Origin of the sequence: Streptosporangium sp. NPDC000396, assembly GCF_042898655.1 — a bacterium.
Classification (GTDB): domain Bacteria; phylum Actinomycetota; class Actinomycetes; order Streptosporangiales; family Streptosporangiaceae; genus Streptosporangium.
In genome coordinates, this window is the sequence record NZ_JBIAZA010000015.1 from 160,017 (window position 1) to 184,538 (window position 24,522).

Annotated in this window: 23 protein-coding genes; 11 read left to right on the forward strand and 12 right to left on the reverse strand. The window is 68.6% G+C overall.

Annotated features, from left to right (window positions below; all coding sequences use genetic code 11):
- Nucleotides 1-3: 3 nt before the first annotated feature.
- Nucleotides 4-1,323, reverse strand: a complete 1,320-nt coding sequence (locus ACFY2X_RS24845) for a sensor histidine kinase (protein WP_389941587.1) — start codon at nt 1,321-1,323, stop codon at nt 4-6.
- Between the two features lie 2 nt (nt 1,324-1,325).
- Nucleotides 1,326-2,000 (reverse strand): response regulator transcription factor, encoded by a 675-nt coding sequence (locus ACFY2X_RS24850; protein ID WP_389941590.1) that lies wholly within the window; start codon nt 1,998-2,000, stop codon nt 1,326-1,328.
- 370 nt (nt 2,001-2,370) lie between these two features.
- Here ACFY2X_RS24850 and ACFY2X_RS24855 point away from each other — a divergent pair, with 370 nt between their 5' ends.
- The 4 genes from ACFY2X_RS24855 (at nt 2,371) to ACFY2X_RS24870 (ending at nt 6,621) form a co-directional block, all read left to right on the forward strand.
- Nucleotides 2,371-3,516 carry a branched-chain amino acid ABC transporter substrate-binding protein gene (locus ACFY2X_RS24855; RefSeq protein ID WP_389941592.1) on the forward strand — a complete coding sequence of 382 codons (1,146 nt, stop codon included), beginning with the start codon at nt 2,371-2,373 and terminating at the stop codon, nt 3,514-3,516.
- Nucleotides 3,517-3,536: 20 nt separating this feature from the next.
- Nucleotides 3,537-4,301 carry a hypothetical protein gene (locus ACFY2X_RS24860; protein WP_389941595.1) on the forward strand — a complete coding sequence of 255 codons (765 nt, stop codon included), beginning with the start codon at nt 3,537-3,539 and terminating at the stop codon, nt 4,299-4,301.
- A gap of 5 nt (nt 4,302-4,306) precedes the next feature.
- Complete coding sequence (locus tag ACFY2X_RS24865) at nt 4,307-5,218, forward strand: glutaminase (protein WP_389941597.1); 912 nt, start codon at nt 4,307-4,309, stop codon at nt 5,216-5,218.
- A gap of 89 nt (nt 5,219-5,307) precedes the next feature.
- Complete coding sequence (locus ACFY2X_RS24870) at nt 5,308-6,621, forward strand: endonuclease Q family protein (protein ID WP_389941600.1); 1,314 nt, start codon at nt 5,308-5,310, stop codon at nt 6,619-6,621.
- Between the two features lie 46 nt (nt 6,622-6,667).
- Here the strand turns inward: ACFY2X_RS24870 and ACFY2X_RS24875 are convergent, their stop codons facing one another.
- On the reverse strand, nt 6,668-7,267 hold the full coding sequence (locus ACFY2X_RS24875) for a TetR/AcrR family transcriptional regulator (RefSeq protein WP_389941603.1): 600 nt from the start codon (nt 7,265-7,267) through the stop codon (nt 6,668-6,670).
- A 273-nt stretch (nt 7,268-7,540) separates the two neighbouring features.
- Between ACFY2X_RS24875 and ACFY2X_RS24880 the strand changes: the two genes are divergently transcribed.
- Entirely contained in the window at nt 7,541-10,357 is a 2,817-nt protein-coding gene (locus tag ACFY2X_RS24880) for an ATP-binding protein (RefSeq protein ID WP_389941606.1), read from the forward strand.
- A 15-nt stretch (nt 10,358-10,372) separates the two neighbouring features.
- Here the strand turns inward: ACFY2X_RS24880 and ACFY2X_RS24885 are convergent, their stop codons facing one another.
- Together ACFY2X_RS24885 and ACFY2X_RS24890 are read right to left on the reverse strand one after the other, a co-directional pair.
- Nucleotides 10,373-11,878 (reverse strand): FAD-dependent monooxygenase, encoded by a 1,506-nt coding sequence (locus tag ACFY2X_RS24885; protein WP_389941609.1) that lies wholly within the window; start codon nt 11,876-11,878, stop codon nt 10,373-10,375.
- 109 nt (nt 11,879-11,987) lie between these two features.
- Complete coding sequence (locus ACFY2X_RS24890; RefSeq protein ID WP_389941612.1) at nt 11,988-12,590, reverse strand: TetR family transcriptional regulator; 603 nt, start codon at nt 12,588-12,590, stop codon at nt 11,988-11,990.
- Nucleotides 12,591-12,825: 235 nt separating this feature from the next.
- Here ACFY2X_RS24890 and ACFY2X_RS24895 point away from each other — a divergent pair, with 235 nt between their 5' ends.
- Both ACFY2X_RS24895 and ACFY2X_RS24900 read left to right on the forward strand, forming a co-directional pair.
- Nucleotides 12,826-14,064, forward strand: a complete 1,239-nt coding sequence (locus ACFY2X_RS24895) for a hypothetical protein (protein ID WP_389941615.1) — start codon at nt 12,826-12,828, stop codon at nt 14,062-14,064.
- Nucleotides 14,065-14,140: 76 nt separating this feature from the next.
- Entirely contained in the window at nt 14,141-14,608 is a 468-nt protein-coding gene (locus tag ACFY2X_RS24900; RefSeq protein WP_389941618.1) for a hypothetical protein, read from the forward strand.
- A 248-nt stretch (nt 14,609-14,856) separates the two neighbouring features.
- On the opposite strand, the gene ACFY2X_RS24905 is transcribed toward ACFY2X_RS24900, so the two are convergent.
- Nucleotides 14,857-15,207 (reverse strand): DoxX family protein, encoded by a 351-nt coding sequence (locus ACFY2X_RS24905; RefSeq protein ID WP_389941621.1) that lies wholly within the window; start codon nt 15,205-15,207, stop codon nt 14,857-14,859.
- 136 nt (nt 15,208-15,343) lie between these two features.
- Between ACFY2X_RS24905 and ACFY2X_RS24910 the strand changes: the two genes are divergently transcribed.
- Nucleotides 15,344-16,258: a LysR family transcriptional regulator gene (locus ACFY2X_RS24910; RefSeq protein WP_389941623.1), complete on the forward strand. Its 915-nt coding sequence runs from the start codon at nt 15,344-15,346 to the stop codon at nt 16,256-16,258.
- 181 nt (nt 16,259-16,439) lie between these two features.
- Here ACFY2X_RS24910 and ACFY2X_RS24915 read toward each other — a convergent pair whose 3' ends face one another.
- The 6 genes from ACFY2X_RS24915 to ACFY2X_RS24940 form a co-directional block, all read right to left on the reverse strand.
- Nucleotides 16,440-17,045 (reverse strand): exonuclease domain-containing protein, encoded by a 606-nt coding sequence (locus ACFY2X_RS24915; RefSeq protein WP_389941626.1) that lies wholly within the window; start codon nt 17,043-17,045, stop codon nt 16,440-16,442.
- Nucleotides 17,046-17,053: 8 nt separating this feature from the next.
- Nucleotides 17,054-17,377, reverse strand: a complete 324-nt coding sequence (locus ACFY2X_RS24920) for a hypothetical protein (RefSeq protein WP_389941629.1) — start codon at nt 17,375-17,377, stop codon at nt 17,054-17,056.
- 157 nt (nt 17,378-17,534) lie between these two features.
- Nucleotides 17,535-17,669 (reverse strand): hypothetical protein, encoded by a 135-nt coding sequence (locus tag ACFY2X_RS24925; protein WP_389941631.1) that lies wholly within the window; start codon nt 17,667-17,669, stop codon nt 17,535-17,537.
- A gap of 148 nt (nt 17,670-17,817) precedes the next feature.
- Nucleotides 17,818-18,060, reverse strand: coding sequence for a hypothetical protein (locus ACFY2X_RS24930; protein ID WP_389941634.1), 243 nt, complete (start codon nt 18,058-18,060; stop codon nt 17,818-17,820).
- A gap of 754 nt (nt 18,061-18,814) precedes the next feature.
- Nucleotides 18,815-19,993, reverse strand: a complete 1,179-nt coding sequence (locus ACFY2X_RS24935) for a helix-turn-helix domain-containing protein (RefSeq protein WP_389941637.1) — start codon at nt 19,991-19,993, stop codon at nt 18,815-18,817.
- A gap of 11 nt (nt 19,994-20,004) precedes the next feature.
- Entirely contained in the window at nt 20,005-20,649 is a 645-nt protein-coding gene (locus ACFY2X_RS24940; RefSeq protein ID WP_389941640.1) for an HAD family hydrolase, read from the reverse strand.
- Between the two features lie 299 nt (nt 20,650-20,948).
- Between ACFY2X_RS24940 and ACFY2X_RS24945 the strand changes: the two genes are divergently transcribed.
- The 3 genes from ACFY2X_RS24945 (at nt 20,949) to ACFY2X_RS24955 (ending at nt 24,228) form a co-directional block, all read left to right on the forward strand.
- Nucleotides 20,949-21,242: a 4a-hydroxytetrahydrobiopterin dehydratase gene (locus ACFY2X_RS24945; RefSeq protein WP_389941643.1), complete on the forward strand. Its 294-nt coding sequence runs from the start codon at nt 20,949-20,951 to the stop codon at nt 21,240-21,242.
- 671 nt (nt 21,243-21,913) lie between these two features.
- Nucleotides 21,914-22,870, forward strand: coding sequence for an alpha/beta hydrolase (locus ACFY2X_RS24950; protein WP_389941646.1), 957 nt, complete (start codon nt 21,914-21,916; stop codon nt 22,868-22,870).
- Between the two features lie 281 nt (nt 22,871-23,151).
- A complete protein-coding gene (locus ACFY2X_RS24955) occupies nt 23,152-24,228 on the forward strand; it encodes a zinc-dependent alcohol dehydrogenase family protein (RefSeq protein WP_389941649.1) in 1,077 nt (358 codons plus the stop codon).
- The last annotated feature ends 294 nt before the right edge of the window (nt 24,229-24,522 follow it).

The window sequence follows — 24,522 nt, forward strand, 5'->3', positions numbered from 1 at the left end:
AGATCACCGCCCGTCCGGCGGCGGGTCGGGCAGGGTCATGACCGCGGCGGTGCCCCCTTCGGGGTCCGGGTAAAGCTGCAGCTCTCCGCCGTGCAGCTCCGCCACCCACTGCGCGATGGTCAGCCCGAGGCCGGTGCCGTCCGCCGCATTGCTGCGAAAACGCTGCGCGGGCTGGTCGCCGAGGCCCGGACCGGCATCCTTGATCATGATCTTGCCGGTCTCGACGACGAGGGTGATCGCCGCGGGCTCGGTGCCGATCCGGCCGTGCCGTACGGCGTTGTGGGCGAGGTTGCGGATGGCGATGCGGACCAGGGTCGGGTCGCCGCTCACCACCGTGGGTGAGACCGACACCGTCGTCGTGTGCGGCGGCTGCACGGTCTCGGCCACCACCTCCTCGGCCAGCTGGTCGAGGCGGAACGGCTGCCGTTGCAGCTCCCGCAGTCCGGCCACGAGCCGTGCCCGCATGAGCAGCGCCTCGACCGAGTCGGCCAGCCGTTCGGCGGAGCGCAGCACCTGCCGTAACGCCTGGGGCTGCTGGCTCGGATCCTTGAGCGCGCCCTCCGACAGCGCGCGGATGACCGTCAGGGGGGTGCGCAGCTCGTGCGCCGCGTCGGCGACGAACCGCTCCTGCTGGCCGAACGCCTCGACGGCGGGTTGGGTGCCCCGGCGGGCCAGCAGGTGCCCGCCCAGGCCGACGAGGAGCGTGAACACCGCTCCCCCGGCGAACAGGGTCCACCCCAGCCGCCAGTGGGCCTGCTGCACGGGCCCGAGATCGACCGAGACCACGACCGTGCCCGACACGGCGCCGGTGACGGCATGTGTGAACGGAACCGCGAGCAACCGCGCGTGACGCCCCTCGGTGGTGATGGTCGTGGCGAGTTCGCCTTGGCCCTGCCACACGAGCCGGGCGAGGCCGCGCAGGTTCTCCGGCGCGATCACCGGCAGGCTCGACGGGTGCGCGAAAACGAGGCGGACACTGGTGCGGGTGCCCTCGTACACGTGCACCGCGGTCGGGCCCTTCGCCGCCGGGTCGGCGAAGAGGCGGTCCAGCCGCAGCGCGCCGGACTCGTAGTACAGCAGGGCTTTCGCGGTCCGGGCGGTGCGATCCAGTTCGGCCTGGACGAGGCCGTCACGCTGCTGCTGGTCGACGACCATCGCGACGGCTCCCATGCCGACCAGGCCGACCACGTTGAGGGCGATCAGCAGCAGGGTCAGGCGCACCCGCAGCGCGCTGAGGCGTCCGGCCGTCTGCAACTGCGCGGGCTGCGTCCGGTTCTGGCCTCTGGCGCCGGAATCCCGGCCGCGGAGACGTAGCGGGTTCACGGTTACGGAGGCCCGGCCGGGGGCCCGATCCAGTAGCCGGTGCCCCGCGTCGTGAAGATCACAGCGGGCTCGCCGAGCTTACGTCTCAGCTGGTTGACGACGACGTCCACCACGTTCGACGCCGGATCGGCCCGCTCGTCCCAGCAGTGCTCGATCAGCTCGGTGCGGGTGACGACGGCCGGCTGGCGGGACAGCAGGGTCTCAAGGACCGCGAACTCCTTGGGCGTGAGCATCTGCAACACCCCGGCGCGGCGGACCTCCCGGCGGGCCACGTCGAGCGTGACGTCATCGACGCGCAGGATCGGCGGCACCATCGTGGTACGGCGCCGGCACAACGCGCGCACCCGCAAAACCAGCTCGTCCGTGGAGAACGGCTTGGTCAGGTAGTCGTCGGCGCCGGCCTCCAGACCCTCCACCCGGTGGCTGATGTCGTCGAGCGCGGTCAGCATGATCGCGGGTACGGCCATGCCCGCCTGGCGGCGCTGGTAGAGATGGTCGGCCGAGTCACCTTCCGGGAGCACCCGGTCGAGGATCAGGCAGTCGTAGTCGTTGACGCTCATGCTGAGATCGGCCTGGCTCCAGTTGGCCACCTCGTCGACGGCAAAGCCGGCCGAACGTAGCGCGGCGACGACGGCACCGCGTACGTCAGGATCATCCTCGACGACGATGACGCGCATGGGGTGAGGGTAGCGACCCGTCACAAGATTCAACCAGCACATGCGAGATAAATCGGGCGGGTGCCTCGCCGCCCAGCCGTACATCGACCATCGTTCACCATACTCGATTACCACATGTAACCATGAAGTATCGTAAAGTTCGCGCGGGGCCCATGAAGTGGCGAACTCCCATTCGTAGATCGAGTTCGTTTCCGCCCCTCGCGCGCCATCTTCCCGCTCTTCACCCAATCTTCATCGAATCCTCATGATCATCATCGCAGAATCCGTCTCAGGGTGCCCGCAGTGCGACGCGCACCCCGCCACCGCGGCACCCCTCACGCGGTGACCGGACAGATGGTGACCGGATAGATCAGGCGCCCGGAGGTGATCGATGCGTAGCGCCCGCTGGTTGACCGCCCTCACCATGACGGCTCTGCTGGCAACGACGCCAGGCTGCGCCGGCACCGACGCGCACGGCCCCGACCCGGGCCGCTGCGGCCTGCGCGTCGCGTTCTTCGGGTCGCTCACCGGCGAGTCGATGAACCTCGGGCGCAACATGCACGAGGGCGCGCTGCTCGCCATCGAGGAGCACAACGCCAGGAACCCGGCCTGCACCGTCGGGTTCGTCGACTTCGATTCCCAGGGCGACCCGAAACAGGCGCCCGAGCTCGCCCAGCAGGTCGTCGCCGACCCGACGATCATCGGCGTCGTCGGCCCGGCGTTCTCCGGCGAGTCGCAGGCAGGCAATCCGATCCTGAACCAGGGCGGGGTCAGCACCATCACCCCCGCGGCCACCGACCCCAGCCTCAGCGGCGGGGGACCGTCGACGTTCCACCGCATGCTGGGCAGTGACGCCGCCCAGGGGCCGGCCGCGGCCCGGTACATCAGGGAGACGCTGCGCGCGCGGAAGGTGTTCGTCATCGACGACACCAGCTCCTACGGGCGCGGCCTCAGCGAGCTGGTCATGAAGGAGCTCGGCCCGCTGGTGGCGCAGAGCGCCTCGGCCCAGCCGAATATGACCGACTTCCACGGCGTGGTCGCCGAGGTCGAGTCGGCCGCACCCGACGTGGTGTTCTTCGGCGGCTACTACGCCCAGGCCGGCCGGTTGCTGCGCGAGCTGCGCGCCGCGGGCGTGACCGCCACGTTCGTCTCGGGTGACGCGGTCAAGGAGGACGGGTTCGTCCGTACGGCGGGGGCCAAGGCCGCCGAGGGCGCGGTCCTCACCTGCCCGTGCCGGCCGCCGAAGCAGGATCCCGAGTTCTCCCGGCGGTACCGGGCCCGTTTCGGCCACGAGCCGGGCACCTACAGCGCGGAGGCCTACGACTCCGCGGCCGTCTTCCTCCGCGGCATCGCCGCGGGCCGGACACGGCGTCCCGACATGGAGAAGTTCGTCGACGACTACTCCGGTACCGGCATCACCACGCAAATCCAGTTCACCGGCAACGGCGAGCTTGTCAACTCATCGGTCGCGGTGTGGGCCTATCGCGTCCGCGGCGGCCAGATCGTCGCCGACGACAGGCCCATTCCCAGAAACTGACCGTCCAGGAGATCAAGACCATGACGACCATTCAGACCGCCAGCCGTACCCCTCACAGGAACACCTCACGCGCACCCGCGGCACCGACGCGATCACCGTCCGCCGGGCGCTCCGACTACATGAGCGGCACCATCCACCGCACGCTCGCGGAGGCTCCGATCGGCGGGCACGCCATGCTGGAAGCCGCGCTCGCCTGGCAGCACCTGCGGCCCACCGAGCGCGGGAACACCGGCGAGGACGCGTGCACCCCGGCGCCGCGCCATCTGCCCATCGTGGAGACGCACAGCGAGGCGGTGGCGGCACGGATCGCCCGGCTGCTGTCGGGGCTGGCCTGGGCCATCGTCACCCCGTGCGAGGCCGGCGCCGGCCTCGGGCAGCCGCCGGCCGCACGCGTCGAGGTGCCGACGACGCTGCACCGCCGGGTTCTGCGGGCGCTGACGACCGCGTGGCGTGACGCCCGCCGGCAGTTCGATCCGCAGACCCCGAACACCAGGATGAGCGCCGACGCGGCCGTCGCCCTGTGGCGCATGGGCATCCTCGTCGCCGGGCTCGGTCCCAGCCAGAACATGATCTACCTGCACACCGGCACGCCCATGGTGGCCGAGATGCTGGCGACGGCCGCCAGGCGCCTCGGCCTCGCCCCGATCGTGGACCACGTCCACGGCGATCCGGTGGTCGCCCTCTACCACCCCAGTGAGGTGCAGTGGCTGCTCACGGAGGCGGGAGCGGGAAGCGCGGCCACCGCGTGGGCACGTGGCGCCCGTCCCGCAGGGCAGGCCAGGTAACGACCGTGGACCACGCCCGGGTTCTCGCCCAGGTCCACGACCTCGTTAAAGATCACATCGGCCGGGGCCGGGTGGCCGACTACATCCCCGCGCTGTCCAGGGTCGACCCCGGCCGGTTCGGCCTGGCGCTGGCCACCTGCGACGGTGAGGTCCACGGCGTCGGAGATTGGCGGACCCCGTTCTCGGTGCAGAGCGTCTCCAAGGTGTTCACGCTCGCCCTGGTGCTCGCGCGCGACGGCGACACGATCTGGCGCCGCGTCGGCAGGGAACCGTCCGGCAACCCGTTCAACTCCCTGGTCCAGCTGGAGTACGAGAACGGGATCCCCCGCAATCCGTTCGTCAACGCCGGGGCGCTCGTCGTCACCGACCGGCTGCTCACCCTGACCGGGGACTCCAGCGGCGAGCTGCGCTCGTTCCTGCGCGAGGCGAGCGGGAACCCGGCCGTCGACGTCGACACCGAGGTGGCCGCCTCCGAGGAGGCCCATTCGCATCGCAACGCCGCCCTCGCCCATTTCATGGCGGGCTACGGCAACATCGACAATCCCGTCCAGGATCTCCTGCACCACTACGTGAGGCAGTGCTCGCTCACGATGAACTGCGCTGATCTGGCCCTCGCGGCCGGTTTTCTGGCCCGCCACGGCCTGCTCGCCGACGGCTCGCGCCTCATCTCGCGCAGCGAGGCGAAGCGGATCAACGCGGTGATGCTCACGTGCGGAACGTACGACGAGGCCGGCGAGTTCGCCTACCGCGTCGGCCTTCCGGGGAAGAGCGGGGTGGGCGGCGGCATTCTCGCCGTCATCCCGGGCCGCTGCACGCTCTGCGTCTGGAGCCCCGGGCTCGACGCCAAGGGCAATTCGGTCGCCGGGGTCGCCGCACTCGACGCGTTCACCTCGCTCACGGGCTGGTCGGTGTTCTGACCTTCCCCGCAGGGTCCTCGGCCGAGGTGCGAGCCGGGCACCCCTCGGGCCTCCCTTGATCCGATCGGGCCTGTGGCAAAATGGTAGAGGTGCGTTTCCATGCCGATCTGCACATCCATTCGAAATACTCCAGGGCCTGTAGCAAGGACAGCGATCTGGAGCATCTGACGTGGTGGGCGCGGCGCAAGGGCATCACGGTGGTGGGCACCGGCGACTTCACGCATCCGCTGTGGTTCGACCAGCTGCGCGAGAAACTCCTGCCGTCGGAGTCGGAGCCGGGGCTGTTCCGGCTGCGCGAAGAGCTGGACCGGGACATCGTCCGCATGCTGCCGTCCAGCGTGGCCTCCAGCCGGGTGCGGTTCATGCTTTCCGTGGAGATCTCCACGATCTACAGCCGCGGCGGGCGCACCCGCAAGCTTCACCATCTGGTGTACATGCCGGACTTCGACGCGGCCGCGGCGTTCAACCGCAGGCTCGGGCAGCTCGGCAACCTGAGCTCGGACGGCCGGCCCATCCTCAACATCGACTCCCGCGACCTGCTGGAGATCACCCTGGACAGCGGCGACGGCGCCTATCTGGTGCCCGCCCACGTCTGGACGCCGTGGTTCGGCGTCTTCGGCTCCAAGTCCGGGTTCGACACGATCGAGGAGTGCTACGGCGACCTCGCCGACCGCATCTTCGCGCTGGAGACCGGGCTGTCCAGCGACCCGGCCATGAACTGGCGGGTCTCCGGCCTCGACCGTTACCGTCTGGTCAGCCATTCCGACGCGCACTCGCCGCCCATGCTGGGTCGTGAGACCACGATGTTCGAGACCGATGTGGACTATTTCGCGGTTCTGCGGGCGCTTCAGACCGGCGCCGGGCACGCGGGGACGGTCGAGTTCTTCCCCGAGGAGGGCAAATACCACGTCGACGGGCATCGCAGGTGCGGCGTCCGGATGGAACCACAGGAGACACGCAAGCACGACGGGATCTGCCCCGTGTGCGGGAAACCGCTCACCGTCGGCGTGCTGAGCCGGGTCGAGGAGCTGGCCGACCGGCCGGAAGGCGTCCGGCCGGACGGCGCCGCCGGATTCCGCAACCTCGTCCCTCTACCGGAGATCATGAGCGAGGTCCTCGACACGGGGCCGAAGAGCAAAAAGGTCCTCGGGGAGATCGACAAGCTCATCGCCGCCCTGGGGCCCGAGCTGGCGATCCTGGAGACCGTACCGATCGGCGACATCGCGGCCCGCTCGCCACTGCTCGGGGAGGCCATCGACCGGCTGCGCCGGGGCGAGGTGATCCGGGATCCCGGATATGACGGCGAGTACGGCGTGATCCGGTTCTTCGAGCCCGGCGAGTTGAAACGGGCGAGCGAGGCCACCACCCCGACGCTTTTCGAGGACTCCATGGTGGACAGGTGAAACCGCCCGCAGTGGAGTCGCGGTCAGGAACTCGGCGGCGACGGTTCTACCGGCCGGCCACCGTCAGCTGGGCGATCAGGGTGGCGGCGCACTGCGCGACGAGATCCTCGACGTAGCCGGGGATCGGCGTTCCGGCTCGACAGTGGCGGCGCACCGTGGCGTACGGCAGGTCCACGATCGCGAGGACCAGCAGTTCCACGTCTCTCGGCGTGTCTCGCCCGAGACGCCCGGCCAGCTCGTGGATGGCGTCCTCGATCCGGCGGTTGCTCTGCTTCAGCCGCTCGCGGGCTTCGGCCGGCCAGTTGGGCTCGTCGAAGTCCTTCGGGCCGTACAGCAGGATTCGCGCCTCGACCGGGTTCTCGCGGCACCAGCCGACGGCGTGACCGGCCGCGGCCAGGGCGGCCTGCGCGGGCGGTTCCTCGCTCGCGGCGGCCAGAAAGCCTTCCTGGAACCGCTCGACGGTGCGCAGCCACAGCCCGGAGAGCAGAGCGGAGCGGCTCGGGAACCGATGGTAGACCGAGCCGCTCGGAGCACCGGCCTCACGGGCGACCGCCGTCACGGTGACGTTTCGCGGTCCGGCCTCGGCGGCCAGTCGCGCGGCGGCGTCGAGGAGTCGATCGACGTCATGCTGAGGCGGCCTTCCCACGGGCCTCAGAATATCGCCGGACGCCGGGGCGAACCGGATCATCACAATCTCGCCGTTCGCCGACGAACCTGCTCAGAAGCCCCAGTTCATCACCGCCGCACGGAATTCCTGACTCCATGAGAGCCGCCGGATCCAAAAGATCATATCTATCTGACGCGCACGCTTGACTCTGAGCCGCAACAAGCCTGTTATGCCCAAGGGTTGACCTTGTGTGGAGGTATGTGGATAACTGTCCGTTGGGGGTCCCGCAACCCGAACCCTTCGGAGCCGCCGATGAGCAGCGTGGCCTCGCCTGTACTGGTCGGACGCGCCTCAGAGCTACAGGTTCTGATCGACGCGATGACCCACCCACCGGCGGTGGTGCTGGTGGAGGGAGAGGCGGGCATAGGGAAGACCCGGCTCGTCCGCGCCGCCCTCGGTCGTCTTCCGTCCGGCGACAGGTCCGTCCTTCTCGGCTGTTGCCACCAGATCCGCGAACCCTTTCCGTACGGGCCCGTGTTCGAGGCGCTACGGGAGATCGCGGGCCGATTACCCACGGTCAAAGCCCTCAACCCCGTCACCGGCGCGCTCCGCGGCTACCTTCCCGAGCTGGCCTGCGCGCTGCCGCCGTCACCGCAGCCGCTGGACGATCCGCGAGCCGAGCGGCACCGGGTGTTCCGCGCGGTGCACGCCCTGCTGGCGGCCGTCGGGCCGGCCGTACTCGTGATCGAGGACCTGCACTGGGCCGATGACGGAACCCGGGATCTGCTGCGCTTCCTGAGCGATCAGCCGCCCGAGGGGCTGACGATGGTGGCGACGTACCGGCGGGAGAACCTGGGCGCGGCCGGGTTGCCGCTGGGCCGCGCCTACCGGCATCCGCCGGGCACGACCAGCGTGGTGATACCGCTGACGCCATTGGACGTGCCGGACGTGCGGAGCCTGGCCGACGCGCTGCTGAACCGGTCCGAGCTGTCGCCCGCATTCATCACACGACTCCACGAGCGCACGGCAGGCATCCCTTTTGTGGTGGAGGAGGTGATCCGGTCCCTCCCCGACGAGGAAGGACCCGACGCCCTGGACCGCGTCGGGGTGCCGCTGCTGCTGCGCGAGGCGATGGCCGAACAGATGGCCGGTCTGTCCGCGGCGGCGGTGAGCGCCGTACAGGCGGCCGCGGTGTTGCGGCTCCCCATGAGCGAACGGCTGATCACCGCGGTCGGCGGTGACTCCGCGGGGCTGGGCGAGGCGCTGCGCGCGGGTGTGCTCCACGAGCACCCCGGCGGCCGGTACGGCTTCCGCCACGCCCTGGCCCAGCAGGCCGTGTACGACGCGATCCCGGGCCCGGACCGGCGGCTGACGCACGAGCACGCGATGACCGCGCTCGCCGCGATGGACCCCCCGCCGCTGGTCCAGCTCGCCTTCCACGCCCGCCAGGCCGGTGACACGGACGCCTGGCTGCGTCATGGTACGGCCGCCGCCGACCGCGCCGCCGCGCTCGGCGACACCGCCCTGGCGGTCGAGGTGCTGGAGAGCATGCTCGCCGACCCCGACCTGCCGGCGCCGGACCGCGGACCCCTCGTGCTCATGCTGAGCCGCCTCGCGGCGACCGGGCTGTCGCACCAGCGCGTGGTACGGCTGCTGCGCCGTCTGCTGAAAGACGATTTCCTCTCCCGCGGCGTGCGCGGCGAGGCACGGCTCAACCTCGGCATGGTCCTGTGCAACCAGGCGGGCGACATCGCCGCCGGACGCTCCGAGATCATGGCCGCCGTCGCCGAGCTGGACGACCGGCCGACGCTGGCCGCCCGCGGCTGGGCCAGCCTCGCGATGCCGGGGTGGAGCACCGAGCCGCTGGCGACGCACGGGGAGTGGATGGCCCGCGCCGAGGCACTCGTCGCGACCGCCGACAGCCCGGAGCCGGCCGCCGCGGTCCTCGCCAACCGGGCCTCGTTCGAGATGATGATCGGCTCCCCGGACGCGTTCGCCGTCGCCGCCGCGCTGCCGGTCGCCGACCCCTCCACGGCGGTCCGGCGCGAAGCCGCCCGGGCGTACTGCAACCTGCACGACTCGGCGATCACGCTGGGCGACTACGCCGCGGCCGAGAAGTTCGGCCGGGAGGGCCTGCGGCTGGCGGCGGAGACCGGCGCGTTGTACCCGGCCTACCTCATCGAGGTCTCGGCGATCCGCAGGGAGTGGCTGACCGGGCGATGGGACGGGCTCCGCGACCGGGCGACCGCCCTGGCGGAGCTGGCCACGGAGACACCGCTGATCGCGGTGGACGTCTGGCTGGTGCTGGGACTGCTCGCCCTGGCCACCGGTGAGTGGCAGGAGGCGGCCGGGCACCTCTACGACGCGGGACTGGACGCACCGGACGCCCGCTTCCTCCCGATCGTGACGGCGGCCTCGGGCGGTCTGATCGAGCTGCATCTCGCTCGCGGCACCGTGGAGGACGCGGTCAAGGAGGCCGAGCAGGCGGTGGCCCGGCTGCGCCACAAGGGCGTATGGGTGTGGGGTGCCTATCTGGTCCCGTCCGCCGTCACCGCGATCGCCCAGGCCGGACGCGTGGACGAGGCGGCCGGCCTGGTGGCCGAATTCGCCGACGGGATCGCGGATCGGCTCGCACCTGCCGCCCATGCCGCCCTCGACGCCGCCCGGGGCGCGCTGGCCGCGGCGGCCCAGCGGCACGCTGACGCCTCCGCCTTCTTCGCCCGCTCCTGCGAGGCGTACGCCGCGCTGCCCCAGCCCTACGCGGCGGCGCGGGCCCGCGAGGGCGAGGCACGGGCCAGGCTCGCCCTCGGCGACCGCACCGCCGCCCCGGCCCTCGCCGAGCTGGCGGAGCGGTTCGCCTCGCTCGGCGCCACCTACGACGCCGCTCGTTGCCGTCGCGCGCTGCGCGACATCGGCGCGGAGCTCCCCCTGCCACGCGGCCGGAAGGGCCACTCCGGCGCGCTGTCTCCGCGGGAGAAGGAAGTGGCCCGGCTCGTCACGCTCGGCCGTACCAACCGGGAGATCGCCGACGTGCTGTTCCTGTCGACGCGCACGGTCGAAACCCACGTCGCCACCGTGCTGCGCAAACTCGGCGTCCGGTCCCGGACCGAGATCGCCCCGCCTGTCTGACCACCGGCCGCGAACTCACCAGGTGACGGCGAGCGTCAGTGCCCATCGGGCGAGGGCGGCCTCAAGCGATGCGCGCGACTTCTCGTCCGGCTGTGGCGCATCGGTCGCCCAGGCCACATACCCGTCGGGCCGCACCAGCAGGGCCGTGCACGGTACGGCGGAACGGCCCTGCGTCTGGGGATACCCCCAGTCCTCACCGGTGAAGTCGATCAGTAGGGGCCTGGCGTCTCTGGTCAGCTCGGCCAGCCGTACTCCGTCGTCGAGGATCAGATCGGGTGCCCATCGGCCCACCAGTGGATGGTCTCCTGCGGCGTAGCGGATGTCGTTGCCCGACATGAGATCGGCGATGCGCCGGAGGTTGCCCGGGTCGGCGAGTAGTTCGGCGAAGAGCGCACGCAGCCCGGTGACCTCGCTGCCGGGGGCGACGAGGGCGGCCTGGGCTCGCGTGGACATGATCACTCGCTCGGCGACCGGGCGGCGCTCGGTCTCGTAGGTGTCCAGCAGGTCCTCCCCGGCCCGGCCGTTGATGACCGCGGCCAGCTTCCAGCCGAGGTTGATCGCGTCCTGCAGGCCGAGATTGAGCCCGGGGCCGCCGATCGCGGAGTGCACGTGGGCGGCGTCCCCGACCAGGAGCACACGCCGGTCGCGGAAGCGCTCGGCCAGCCGGGTGTTGCCGCCGGTGAGTTTGCGCAGCAGGTGCGGCCCTTCCCCCTCGGGCCGACCGAGCTCGATGTCGGCGCCGAGCACCCGGCGGATGCTGGCCCGCAGCTCAGGGATGGTCAGCGGCCCTTCTGCGTCCTCCTGGCCCCATTCGATGGTCGTGACCAGCGGCCACGGGCTGGAGGGCAGTGGCGCGTAAACGAACATGCCGCGCTCGGTGCGCTGATGCACCATCGGCGGGATCGGGCCGTATCCGGGGACGTTCAGCCCGCCGCCGACCGGGTCGACGAGCTCGGCGGGCACCTTGGCGTGGGCGGTGCGCGAGATCGTGTGGTCGGTGGTCACCCCGGGGAAGGCGATCTGGGCGAGCTTGCGCGTGATGCTGTGCCCGCCGTCCGCGCCGACCAGGTAGCGGGCTTCGATCTGGTACGGCCCGGCCGTACCGGAGACCTCAATGACGACGCGGTCCTCGTGCTGGGTGAAGCCGGTGACCTCCTGGCCCCGGCGAATCTCCACGCCGAGCTCGATCGCCCGTTCCTCCAGCACCTGCTCGATCCTGCGCTGTGGGACCAGCAGGGTGTGGAGCGGGTTGTTCTCAAGCGCGCTCAGGTTCAGCGGCATCGCACCGAACACGAAACCAGGGGTCGGCGCGGGCGGGTCCGTGGTTCCGGTGAGCCGCTCGTACAGGCCGCGCCGGTCGAGCATCCGCACCACCTGACCGACCAGTCCGTTGGCCCGGTTCTCCAGGGCGCGCTCGGGGAGCCGTTCCACGACCAGCGGGTGTGCTCCGGCCAGGCTGAGCTCGCAGGCCAGCATCAGACCGTTCGGGCCTGCTCCGGAGATGACGACATCTGTGACCATGACACCTCTCCTCGGGTGTTTGAGGGTCTTCGGGTGTTTGAGGGTCTTCGGGTGTTTGAGGGCATGACGGATCGACCGGCGCGCGGCCGGTTGATCTCTCCTGTTGGGGTCAGAGCGTGGGGAGGCCCGCGGTGACCTGGTGGAAGGCGTCGCGCAGCAGGTCGGCGGCCGGGGGCCGCGAGTCGGCACGCAGCAGCAGTTCCGCCACCGCCGACAGAGCGGCGGTGACCGACCCGGCGACCAGGTGCGGGTAGAGATCACGGTCGAGATCGGTGCCGGTTCGCTCGGCCACGGCGGCGGCCAGTTCCTCCTGCGCGGTCCGGCCGGCCCGCAGGAGCTCCCCTTGGATCGCCGGGTGCTGCAGCATCAGCTTGACCCCGGCGCTCCAGCGTTCGTCGAAGGGCGCCTCGTCTTCGGTCATGCCGAGGGCGAAGCGGGCCTGGACGGCGTGGCCGATGGCTTCCCACAGTGGCTCGTCGTCTGGCCTGGCACGCAACTCCTGCGCGATCTGGGCGAACCGCTCATACTGCCGCGCGGCGATCGCCTCCGCCTTGCTTGAGAAGTAGTTGTTGAACGTGCGGGGCGAGACGCCTGCCTCGGCGGCGATGTCCTCCACCTTGACGTTGTCGAAGCCGCGCTCGACGGTCAGCCGGATCGCCGCCCAGCTGAGCGCGATGCGTAGCTCTTCTTTCTTGCGCTCTCTCAACCCCATGAGACCACTCTACAGAAAAGTGCGTGATACGCAATCTTTCGTGTCACGCACTTTTTAGGTTCGCCCAGGGGGACGCACCTCACCCGCGCGAGCCCTCGACAGGTGCGGCGTGCGCCGCATCTTGGCCATCGGCCAGCACAGGCTGATGCCGTACGACCACATGGTCTGGAATTCGCCAGTTGATCCGGCCTTGAGGAACGTTAGAGTTTCTAGATCAAAAAATGGAAGGGGACCCATGGCGGGCTCAGAGCTTGTTGATCTGTCGGGTCCCTGGGGGCGGGTGCTCAGCGGGACCCGGTTGCATCACCCTCAGGCGATGCAGGCGATGGCGGTGGACCCTGTCACGCGCGATCTCTTCGTCATCCAGCTCAGGGACGCGACGACGGCGCCGGCCGAGGGAAACCTGTGCGTGAACCGGGTCAGCCAGAAGACCGGGTTGTCCAGCGAGTACATGCATCTGGACGGCTTCGGCCACGGGTATCAGATCGGCGCGCAGCACATCAACGGCAAGACGTACCTGTGGACGGAAGCCGGCCCCGTTCGCGGGGGATTCGGCACCCATGTCACCCGATTCCCCTTCCTCGCAGGCCAGACGATCGACATGACCTCCGCCGTGCTCTCCCGGCCGTTCCAACCCGGGCCCGACGCGGACAACTGCGCGCCGAACGTCGATCCGATCCACCACTGGGTCACCATCAGGTACCGCACCGCCCAGGGATACTTCTACAGCCGGTACCCCATCGACAGCCAGACAGGGAAGGTCACCGGGACGGCGGCGAAAACGATCCCGCACCCGTCCAGGGCGCAGGCCCCCCGGGCGTGGGACACCTTCCAGGGCTTCGCCTCGCTCGGAGAGGTCCTCTACTTGTATACGGGAGACCCGCAGGAATCCCCTGCCGACAGCAACACCCACATCACGGCCGTCTCATGGGCAGATGGCAGGGTGATCGCCGGGCCGACGCCGATCACCGCGGTCTCCGGGCTGGAACGCCGGGAGCCGGAAGGCCTGGCCGTCGAGCCCGTGGCGGGCGAGGCTCGGCTGCTGTTCGGGTTCAGCGGCAGCGCCACCAGCCCGCGCAGGGCGACCGTCTGCTTCTTCTCGACGGACGAACCGGTCCAGGGGGTCAAGGTCCTGTCGGACTGGATCGACCTCACTCCCGGCCCGGGCGTCACCATGGCGTCGGGACAGCGGCGCCCGCGCGGACGCGTTGTCAGCGTCGCCGGCTCAGCCCTGCTCCAGCTTCGCGGCACCCTCACCTGCGACCTGTCCGGTGACGGCCAGATCGCCCAGCTTCCACCCGCGCTGACACCCAGCCGCACGATCAGGGCGAACGTGCCCTGCAGCATGTACAACGGCCGTGGCACGTGCCGGGTGGAGGTGAACGCCGAAGGCGCGCTGTGGGCGTTCGGCGCCGCCGCCGGCAGCGTCATCTCCTGGATCGACCTCGACAGCTTCTCAGCCGCCTGGCGCTGACGACCACGCCCCGTTCCGCCCTACCCGAAAGCAATCAGCCACACCCCCGCTCCGCCCCACCCGAAAGCAATCAGCCATGCCCACCCCCCAGCCCGGCCGCCGCTCACTCCTCACCGCGGCCGTCGCCCTACCGGTCTCGGCCGCCGCCGCTCCCCTTCTCACCGCCCCGGCCGCCGCGGCCGAAAGCGCCGGCGGATTCAATGTTGTGTACGACTGGCGCCCCCTCACCCTGCGACCCGGTGTCAAAGCCTTCCCCGACGACGTGCCCCAGGCACGCGTCGTCAGAATCGCCGGGACGGACTTCCTGCAAATGCGGGGCGGCGCCGGGTGCAGCTTCACCGGCGACGCACCGCTGGGCTCGCTGCCCGCCGGGCTGGCCGTTCCGAAGCTCACCCGCGGAGTCTGCCCGCGCAACAACGTCAACGGCGTCACCGCCTGCCGGGTGGAGGCGGACATCCATGGACAGGTCATCGTCCTGGGAGCCACGCCGACCAGCAAGATCACCTGGGTCCAGCTGGACAGCTTCTCCTCCGTCCTGGCCTGATACCTCCTGCCCTCGTGACGCGAGTAAGGCCGGAAGCCTGCCCGCCTGATCACGGGTCACGAACTCACCAGGCGACGGTGGCGCCGATGGCGAGCTGCGCGGGGTGGGCTGGAAGTGACCCACCCATGAGGCACGCGCTTCGGTGATGCGACCGATGCTCGCCCACCGCCCGACCGTGTCCGCAAAGCCTCACAGAAGAGGGAGGGGGACGGCGCCGCGGCGCGTCCCGGGTGGCGTGAAGACCCCGCTCAGGACGAGGCGAGCCGCAGCACAAGGGAGCCCACGACCAGCAGGAGAAACGGCATCGGGGCAAGGAGGTGCGAGTAGCAGCGAGCGCGCAGAATGGTGCCGACGGCGCCGACGTAGTACAGGATGAGACCGGCCGAGGCCGCAACCGCGATCGCGGGCACGCCGATGCCCACCAGCAGCCCCAGCACACCGGCCGCTTTGAGGGCGCCCAGCCAGGGCAGCCACGAATGCGACACGCCGTACTTGGTCAGACTGTCGAGGATCCACTTGGGGCGGGTGTAATGGTTGGTGGCTGAGTAGGCGCTGGCCGCAGCGGCCAGGAGGGTGACAACGAGGTAGGCCGTGAACATGGGAACACTTCCGTGATCATGGGTTACTGTCGCGGAGGCACACGAGGAAGACCATGAGCTGGTGTTTCTCACGCACGGTCAACCTTTGCGCAAGCCCCGTTTCCCCGTCCAATAGCTGCTTCCATAGCCTGACGGCATGGACATCGACACTCGGTTGTTGCGCTATTTCGCCGCGGTGGCCGAAGAGGGAAACTTGACCCGCGCCGCACAGCGGCTCTTCGTGGCTCAGCCGACCTTGACCAAGCAGATCAAGCAGTTGGAGAGCCAGCTGGGGGTGGAGTTGTTCGTACGGTCCCGGGCCGGAATGACCATCACCGAAGCAGGCCGGGTCCTGGCGGGCCAGGCGGTCACCTTGCTATCCGACTGGGACCGGGTGCTGCGGGAGACCCGAAACACGGCGAGCCGGGAAACCCAAGTGCTGCGGATCGGATTCGTTGCCAGTGCCGCCAACGAGTCCACACAACGCATCATCGCCGCATTCGCACAGCGTTGCCCCGGCTGGCAGGTCGCCATGCGACACACCGATTGGACCGATCCCACCGCCGGTCTCGCCGACGGCGACGTGGACGCCGCGTTGGTGCGCCTGCCGTTCCCAGGTCAGGAGGCTTTCTGTGTGGAGGTGTTGTTCACCGAGCCCCGCTGGGTCGCGCTCTGCGACGCACACCCCCTGGCCACGCTCCCACAGGTCCCGTTCCAGGACCTGTGGGATGAGCCATTCGTGGCAGCCCCACCCGAAACGGGCTCGTGGCGGGACTACTGGATGGGCAACGACGAACGCGAGGGCCGCCCCGCACGTATCGGCGCCGTCGCCCGCAACACCGATGAATGGCTGATCGCGATCGCCGGCGGATACGGAGTCAGCCTCACCCCGGCGGCCTCTGCTCGTTTCTACCGCCGCCCCGGCGTCACCTACCGGCCTGTCACCGGCCTCAGTCCCAGCCACGTCGGCGTCGCCTGGCCCGCCACCACCGGCAGTGACCCCGTCATCCAGAACTTCGTCCGTTGCTGCCTGGACAGCCGCCCCTACCAGGGCCACGAGCTCTCTATCTGACCTGCGCCATCACGCTTGGCGGGGACGCGCTGGATGCACCGGCCCGGTGCGGGGCCGTCCGTTCCCGGTCCATGCCATGACGAGCTGCGCGAGGTGGGCCATTTCCCGCCCGCCGTGAGGCACGCGCTTCGGTGATGCGACCGATGCCCGCCCCACCAACCGACCGGGTCCACGGGGGTGGTCACCATAGGGTTCGTTCTTCGTGGTCGAGGGCGGTCCCACCGAGCAGACCCGGCGGGACCGCCGCTGCGGTGAGGGTTTTCCAGGTCGGGTAGTGACCGGCGAGGTCGAGTAGGAACAGCGCGGCGGCATGGGCGTCGAATCCCGCCCGGTGGCGCTGGCCGCTGATGCCGGTCAGAGGGACGGCGGCGTAGGCCAGCAGGACGTCCAGGTTGTAGCCGGGGGCGTCAGGGTAGGTGGCGCGGGCCAGGCGCAGGGTGTCGATGACTCCGGCGGGCTGCCAGGCCGGAAGGTGGCGGCGCAGCACCTTGTAGTCCACGTGCGCATTGTGAGCGGCGATCCAGGCCCCGTGAAGGTGTGCATGGACGGCTGAGGCGATCGACTCCCATCGGGGGGCGTCGGCTACGGCCCGGTTGGTGATGTGGTGGACACGGGTGGCGAACGCGCTGATCGGCTGCGGGGGCCGGACCAGGGTGGATCGCGCGGACTGCGGCACCGGCCGACCGGCGACGATGGGGATGGCGGCGACCTCTACCAGGTCGGGCGGGTTGGCCCCGTTGCTCTCCACGTCGATGACGAGCAGACGAGGCCAGGCGCCGAAGTCCACGGGTCCTCCTAGGTGACCGGCCGGCCGATGTCTGCCCTGCCGTGCCGACGGTAGTGGTGGGGCTTGCCGCGGTCGCGGATCTGATGGCCGTGGGTGTGTTGCAGGAAGGAGCGCGGCGGCTCGTCCAGGCCCTCGACAATGATGGCTCGCTCGGTGATTTCCGCCTCGCCGACCGCGCCGAGGGCGCGTGCCTGGCTGGTGACGTAAGCAAGGTCAGGGGTCTGCCGGGCGTTGCGGCACAGCTCAAGCTGGGCGACGAGGCAGATATCGCCCAGCTCGCGGATGCCGTACCGGCCGTTGCGGTGCCCTCGCCTGAGGATGGAAGACGTCAAGCGGGGGCACCGCCGCGACCGACAGGCATCGACCCCCTTCGCCCACAGGGTCGTGCGATCGCGTCTGCCCCTCGGGCGGCTCTGGGAAGTGGGAGCCGCCCGAGGGATGGGACGGCGCGGCAGCGCGGGACGGGGGCCACCGTGCCGCCGCGCCAGCTCATGGGGTGAAGGTCTGCCGGGCTCGCGACCTGTGCGTCAGCTCGACCTGGACGGCCATCGTCGAGGCGAGCGCTTCGGGCGAGGGACGGATGAGGACCCGCTCGACCCCGGCGTCCGTCTCGGGATCGGTCATCGCGCGCTCCCATCTGGACGACGCGGGCGGGCCGGGTAACGACTCCGCCCGCCCGCGTCACGCACAACACCGGCGCCCCTCCGCGCCATGCCGTGCGCTAATTGCGGCACGACGGCGCGCGCCTGGGAAGCGGTGCCGCCGCGCCTGCTCACGGGAGGCCGGTTTCGGCCGTCTCCCGGGCGACGCTCTCCTGCCGCTCGACCTCGGCCCGGAGTTCGTCGAGAGTGTCGGCGTCCACCGTGCGGTAGGGCGGTTGTTTCAGGCCCGTATCTTTCACCGAACTGCCGGGGAAAGGCTCTTCGCGGCTGGCCCAGTAGCGTCCGGCGTCGCTGCGGATCACCCGCCAGCCGGGGATCGCGGAGTCGGGCATTGCGGATTTACCATCCTCCATGGATCGGACCTCCATCCGATCAAGGACCCGTCCGTCGCCGAGAACGACCGGACGGGTCCGCCTTATGTGATGAGGAAGAGGTTTCTGGAGCCCGCCGTACGAGGCGGACCGCCGTAGGGGTGTAGCGGCGCCGAGGCCATGCGCACCACAGGGTGTCGGTCGTCGCTTGTCTTTGTGCCGGGAGGTGGCGACGGGCCGGGGCGTAGATGCCGGGCGTCGTGTGGGACGCGGCACCCTCCGAGGCAGCGGCGCCGGTACGGCGGGCACGGTGATCAGGGCTTGCTCGGGGTGGTGCTGTGCGGGCACCAGCGGAATCGTCTCAGCCGGGGCCACGGTGACGGGCGACTCGAAGACGGCCAGGTGGCGCGACCCGGTACGGCAGGCCTCCAGGCGCGCGGCCATCAGCGGGCCAGAGGGCTGTGCGTACTCGTGATCGGCGGGCCGGTCAGGGCAGCCGTGCGCGTAGGGCGCGTGTCCGCAAACAGCGCAGCCCATCGGCATCGGTGCTGTGTCGGCGAAGCAGCCACAGCCGCTCGCTGTGATCCGGTCGAGGGCCGGAGCACTAGGGTTGGTCATGGGTCAGGACTCACTTCCTGATCAAGGGGCCCGTACGGCGTGACAGCGCCTACGGGTCCTGCCCTTTGCGCGACGAAGCGGATCGTCACCGTTCGCCTACGCTGTGATTCGGACGATGCCATGGTGCTTCGCGGAGCATCGGGAAAGTGACACACGCTGTGTCACTCCAGAGTGGTCGTCAGACCACGCCGACCCATTCGGCAAAGCTGATCAGGCTTTCACTGTTGGCACGGTGCAGGCGCAGCAGAGTCTCGGCGTCTTCACGAACCCACGGGTGCTCTCGTGTGTGCTGCGGCGCGATCCGGCGAGCTGTCTTCAGCGACTCGAAAGCTGCGTCCTTCAGGCCAGTCCACAGTTGCGCCCTGGCCAAATCGATGAAGAAGCCGGACCTGCGCTCGGCTGGCATCTCGGGAGGCGGTGACCAGTTCTCGCCCAGGGCGAGGGCGAACTGGAGGTGACAGCCTCCGAGGCCGATAGCGACGGACATCTCGTGGACACGGACTGAGCAGGGGCCGAACGCGGTCCCATAGTAGATGTCCTCGGGAACCAGGTCACCGAGCCGCCGTGCCTCACTCAGATGATTCATGGCGGCGTCGGCGTTGGCCGCTCGTGCTGCGATGACGGCCGCCCGCATATGCAGAGATCCCAGGACGCCCAGAGGCAAGCGCTCTGCTTTTTCCGGTAGGCGGTCGATCGCAGATTCGATTGCGCGTAAACCTGCGTGGTATGCGTGTGCCGCGAAGAATACTTCGGTTCGCACATACGCCGTTGATGCGCTGAGAAGGGGATCCTCTGTGGTGGCTGAGGTTTGACGCATCAGTTCAATCAGCCGGGCCGACAAATCCAGGTAGCCGTACTTGTAGGCGACCGCGTCGGCTGCGCGGTAGGCGGCCACGAGCAACGCCGCGATGTCGTCAGGATTGGCCGCTGTGTGGACCCCGCGGATGAGTTCGCCGAGTAGATCGGGCAGGGTCTGCGCTAATCGCATGTATTGGGCGCTCAGGCGCTTTTGGATCGCGCCGGTAACGGATGCTCGAAGCTCGGGCATTGGACGCACCGGGCCCTCGTCGGGAACATCGTAGGCGGCGATGACCTCACGCAGTGCAGGGATTGCGTCGTGGACGCGGCCGTCGAGACGACCGGAGTTCCCCAGGAGACGAGACGGATCTACGCCCAGGGCCGTGGCGATGGCGTCCAGAACGCGGTCACTGGGCATACGCGCACCCTGCTCGATCTTTCGGAGCATACTGGGGGAGACATTGGCCGCTTGGGCGAGATCACCCTGAGTCATACGGCGCGCGCCGCGAATTGCGGCTACGCGACCTCCGAGGCCGTTCCTGAGGGTTTCACGGGGCATGTCGGCTCCGATTAACTTCCTGACAGAAGAGAAGGCAACTCCGTGATGCTGTCAATATGCCAATCAACTGCATTCAGAATGGCCGCATCGTTTCCCCACAGGTACCCCCAGGGGCCTCGCCGGATTATGCAGGTGCGCAGGCCGGAAGCTTTTGCGGGGATGATGTCGTTTGCAGGGTGATCGCCTACATAAACCGTTTCGTGAGCAGAGGCCTCGGCAAGCTGGATGACTTTGCTGAAGAATCCAGGGTCGGGTTTCGCGATGTTCCATTCTTCTGACGTAGCGATTGCGTCGGCGGGAATCGACAGTCCTCGCAGGAGATCACCGGCTTTGCGTGTCTGGTTCCCTGCGACGCAGACGCGAAATCCTGTGTCGCGCAGGGCCTGCAATCCGAGCCGGACGTCGGGATACAGGTCGGTCTCCTCGAGGTACTCGCCCTGGCCGGCTTCCTCACGGGCCCGACGTGCCGCGTGCGGATCGATGCCCGGCCGGAGGAGGCGTATCGCCTCTGCGTTATCCATACCTAGGGCTGTCACTGCCCCCACCAAAGCGGACAAGGTGTGGCGGGGAATGTTCAGCCAATCCGCCCATGAGCCCCAGTACCGGTCATCGCGGACCAGAGTCTCCCCTATATCGAACACCACGGTCTTAACCACACTTGGGAGAGTAAGCCAGTTCGTTGCCGTTCGTAGCGCGGGCGTGACAACTGCCCGTAGGACTGCTGAGCAGGAGACTTGCGGTCACACTCGACCGTGTTCTACAAGGTCTTAGTGGCGATCGTGAACAGCCAGGGCCGATGCCCACAGGGAAGAACCCCTGGTGACCGGAGCAAGCCATGGAGGCGTTCGAGTGCCGCATGTCGGGTTCATCGACGACGATCCAAAGTTCGCTGACTGAAATCATCGCTTAGATCGCCTGACCCATCGACGTGGAGATGCCGATGCCCCCTCAGCCGTTGCCCGAAGAGGAGATCACCGCTCATCTGGCCGAGCTACCGGGATGGGAGCGCAAGGACCACACCATTGCCCGCACCTTCAAGCACACGTATCACGAGTGTGTGCACATGGCGATGTATGTCGCGGCCAAGGCTCGAGAGATCGGCCACCATCCCGACGTTCACATCACCTGGCAACGGATCCGCTTCGTGAGCACCACTCACGACGCCGGAGACCGCCTCACGGCCAAGGACTTCGAGCTCGCGCACCACATTGATGCGATCGCTACCGGTCACGGCGCCGAAGCGATCTAGTACGGCAGCCGCCATTCGTTAGCTGTATTTCAGACTGTCCAGGTCGGGGCGAGTGGAGTGACCATCCTCAGGGCGTCGCTCCAGCCGGGGTGTCGGAAAGGTTGGCACCATCAGCCGCCATCTGAGACGTTTCCCCTGGTAGACAGGTTTTAGGCGGCCTTACCCGGGAAGCGACCGATGAGGCCGTCACAGGTCTCTGCGCGGGGCCGAGTGCGATCTTGGAGCAGATCTCCAGCGAGGCAGGGCGCTCGTCCTTCGGGCCTCCGGCGGCGATGGGCTTGCTTGCCTTGGGCCGGACCAGTTCGACGTGGACTGGGTTGATTGGTCGACCGCCGCTGGGTGACATCAAGAGCTGTGGGGGAACCCCTCAATAGCTGACCACCACTTTTTGATTTGCTGATCCACCGTTGCCATACATTCACGTGGCGCGGCAATCAATTCTCAGCCGATGACGCGCGGAGTGGCTGTCAATACGCGCCATGGTCGGGCGCAGTGGCGGTGACCGCGATACGGCCGAGCGGAATGGTCGATGGTTTTCCGGCCAGCCGTGTGCGGAAAACCCCACGTGGATGCGGAAGGAACTGTGGAGTGTCCACCATGGTGCAACTCACCCTGACTGAAAAGCTCGGTTTCAAGTGAGTGCGAAACTCCACTGCCGAAAGGGGAAAGAAATGGGAAAGAACGTCCTTGAGCCAGAGGCGCAGGAAATCGCGGATGCGACTGCGAGGCCGCCCTTCCTGTACGAACTGGGTCCGGAGGGCGCCCGAAAGGTGCTCGACGACATTCAGGCCGCCCCGGTCGAGAAGGCCGAGGTCGGAGAAGACAAGTGGATCACGGTGCCGGCCGACGTAGGTGACGTCCGGGTCCGCCTGATCAAGCCGGTGGGAGCTACAGGCCCTCTGCCGGTGATCCTCTACATCCACGGAGGTGGGTGGATTCTCGGCAACTCGGGCACGCACGACCGGCTCATCCGCGAGTTGTGCGACGGCGCGAAGGCCGCAGTCGCTTTCGTCGAGTACGACCGCTCCCCGGAGGCCCGCTATCCCGTGGCGATCGAGCAGGCGTACGCGACCGCGCAGTGGATCACCAAGAATGGGGCGAGCGAAGGCCTCGACGCGAGCCGCATGTCGGTGGCCGGCGACTCGGTCGGAGGCAACATGACGGCCGCCGTCGCGATCATGGCCAAGCGGCGGGGCGACGTGAGCTTCGTGCACCAGTCGATGTACTACCCGGTCACGGATGCCGCCCAGGACACCGAGAGCTACCGGGAGTTCGCCGACGGTCCGTTCCTCACAGCGAACGCCATGGCGTGGTTCTGGGACGCCTACATCCCCGACAACGGCGAGCAGCGCAACGAGATCACGGCGTCGCCGCTGCGCGCCACACTGGACGATCTGCGCGGACTACCCCCGGCGTTCTTAATCGTGGACGAGAACGACGTTCTGCGTGACGAGGGCGAAGCCTACGCACGCCGGCTGACCCAGGCCGGTGTTCCCACGACCAGCGTCCGGTACAACGGCATCATCCACGACTTCATGATGCTCAACCCCGTTCGGCCCACGCAGGCAGCAACGGGCGCGATCGAGCAGGCCATCCACGTGCTCAGGAAGGCGCTCAAGACCGACTGACCCAACTCCAGCCGGCCGGGCGACTTCGACACCGCCCGGCCGTGCCGATTCGCCACCAGGCCTTCCAGACAGGCAGGGCGCCGACGAGGCTGCACACAGTGAACGCGGTGACTTCGAATGAATGTTCGATAATCGTCGCAAAGTCAAGAAGAAACATAGGTAAACGCGTTACGGTTATTTCATCGGACTCGTTGGGGCCGCTCGCAGGAGGTGATTCTCTACTGGAACGGCTGGAAAATGACTGACAAGGCGACACTGAGCGCGGCTGAAGGAGGGATCTCATGCCCATGCCACAATCCATGCGCGCGCTCGTAGCCGGAAAGGTCGGCGAGCCGGCCGATGTCCTGCGGCTGGAACCCCGGCCTATTCCCACGCCAGAGGCCGGTCAGGCGTTGATCCGCGTGAAGGCGACTCCGATTCACGCCAGTGATCTGCACATGCTGCGTGGCCGCTACGGTTTCTCCCCCGAGTTTCCCGCTGTCGGGGGTCACATGGAATGCGTGGGCCGTATTGAGGCCCTGGGCCCGGATACCGAGGGACTGAAGATCGGCGAGCGCGTGGTGGTTGTTGCCGTCCCGGCTGTACCCGGGCCGCATGTGGCCGGCACTTGGCAGGAATACCTTGTTGCCGACACCCGAAGGCTCCTGCCGGTCCCCGACCGTCTGAGCGACTCCAGCGCCTGTCAACTCGCCGTCAACCCGTTGACCGCGCTGCTCCTCGTGTCTCGTGAACTCGACGTACAGCCGAGTGAATGGTTGTTGCAGACGGCCGCGGGCTCCACCGTCGGCCGGCTTGTCATTCAGCTGGCCAGACATCTGGGTATTCGCACGATCAATGTCGTGCGGCGGCGCGATGCCGTCGAGGAGATCAAGGCGCTTGGTGGTGACGAGGTCATTTGCACTGAGGACGAGGACCTGTTGCAGCGTGTGGCCGAGATTGCAGGATCGGCTGGCGTGCGTAAGGCCATCGACTGTGTCGCGGGCCACGTGGGTGCCCAGGTATCCCAGGCATTGGCTCCGGGAGGAGAGCTCGTGATCTACGGCGCGCTCTCTACCCATCGGCAGACCGACCCGGCAGCGCTGACGATCCCACTGCTGGCACGCTCGGTTATCTACGAGGCCAAAGCAGTCCGTGGCTTCTGGCTGAACCGCTGGTTCGGCACCACCTCACCTGCGGATGCGCTGCGCGCGCTGTCCGAGGTTCGCAGTCTCGTCGCTGATGAAGTGCTGAGCATCCCCCAAGGCGAGCCGTTCCCGCTCGAACGCTTCACTGAAGCCATCTCGTTCGCCGAAGCACCCGCACATGGCGCAAAACCGCTCTTCGTCTTCGAGGACGGCCGGGACGAAGACGACAGGTAGGACGCGGTACGCGTCTTCGCCGTGCGTGCCGCTATGGTCGAGCGCTTCCGCCCCATGGTCGACGTGGGCGCCGGATGCGGTCATGGTGATTGCCGTACTCCGCTGCTGTACAGCATCAGTTTGGAAGATCGCGTATACGGATGCGGCCTGGTGGTGGTCTTTTGATTCATGGGGAGCGGGCCGAGTGCGGGGTTGGGTGGGCATCAGGTGCTCTGCCGAAGCACTCGCTTCACGGGTGGGCCGGAAGTGGCCAACCTGGCGCAGCCCGTCTTTCAGCGGTTCCGTCATACGACG

Excerpts from the sequence above, each read along its gene's own strand:
- ACFY2X_RS24850 (WP_389941590.1), bottom strand. The coding sequence starts at position 2,000 with ATGCGCGTCATCGTCGTCGAGGATGATCCTGACGTACGCGGTGCCGTC.
- ACFY2X_RS24855 (WP_389941592.1), top strand. The coding sequence starts at position 2,371 with ATGCGTAGCGCCCGCTGGTTGACCGCCCTCACCATGACGGCTCTGCTG.
- ACFY2X_RS24860 (WP_389941595.1), top strand. The coding sequence starts at position 3,537 with ATGACGACCATTCAGACCGCCAGCCGTACCCCTCACAGGAACACCTCA.
- ACFY2X_RS24880 (WP_389941606.1), top strand. The coding sequence starts at position 7,541 with ATGAGCAGCGTGGCCTCGCCTGTACTGGTCGGACGCGCCTCAGAGCTA.
- ACFY2X_RS24885 (WP_389941609.1), bottom strand. The coding sequence starts at position 11,878 with ATGGTCACAGATGTCGTCATCTCCGGAGCAGGCCCGAACGGTCTGATG.
- ACFY2X_RS24890 (WP_389941612.1), bottom strand. The coding sequence starts at position 12,590 with ATGGGGTTGAGAGAGCGCAAGAAAGAAGAGCTACGCATCGCGCTCAGC.
- ACFY2X_RS24895 (WP_389941615.1), top strand. The coding sequence starts at position 12,826 with ATGGCGGGCTCAGAGCTTGTTGATCTGTCGGGTCCCTGGGGGCGGGTG.
- ACFY2X_RS24900 (WP_389941618.1), top strand. The coding sequence starts at position 14,141 with ATGCCCACCCCCCAGCCCGGCCGCCGCTCACTCCTCACCGCGGCCGTC.
- ACFY2X_RS24905 (WP_389941621.1), bottom strand. The coding sequence starts at position 15,207 with ATGTTCACGGCCTACCTCGTTGTCACCCTCCTGGCCGCTGCGGCCAGC.
- ACFY2X_RS24910 (WP_389941623.1), top strand. The coding sequence starts at position 15,344 with ATGGACATCGACACTCGGTTGTTGCGCTATTTCGCCGCGGTGGCCGAA.
- ACFY2X_RS24925 (WP_389941631.1), bottom strand. The coding sequence starts at position 17,669 with ATGACCGATCCCGAGACGGACGCCGGGGTCGAGCGGGTCCTCATCCGT.
- ACFY2X_RS24930 (WP_389941634.1), bottom strand. The coding sequence starts at position 18,060 with ATGGAGGATGGTAAATCCGCAATGCCCGACTCCGCGATCCCCGGCTGG.
- ACFY2X_RS24935 (WP_389941637.1), bottom strand. The coding sequence starts at position 19,993 with ATGCCCCGTGAAACCCTCAGGAACGGCCTCGGAGGTCGCGTAGCCGCA.
- ACFY2X_RS24950 (WP_389941646.1), top strand. The coding sequence starts at position 21,914 with ATGGGAAAGAACGTCCTTGAGCCAGAGGCGCAGGAAATCGCGGATGCG.
- ACFY2X_RS24955 (WP_389941649.1), top strand. The coding sequence starts at position 23,152 with ATGCCCATGCCACAATCCATGCGCGCGCTCGTAGCCGGAAAGGTCGGC.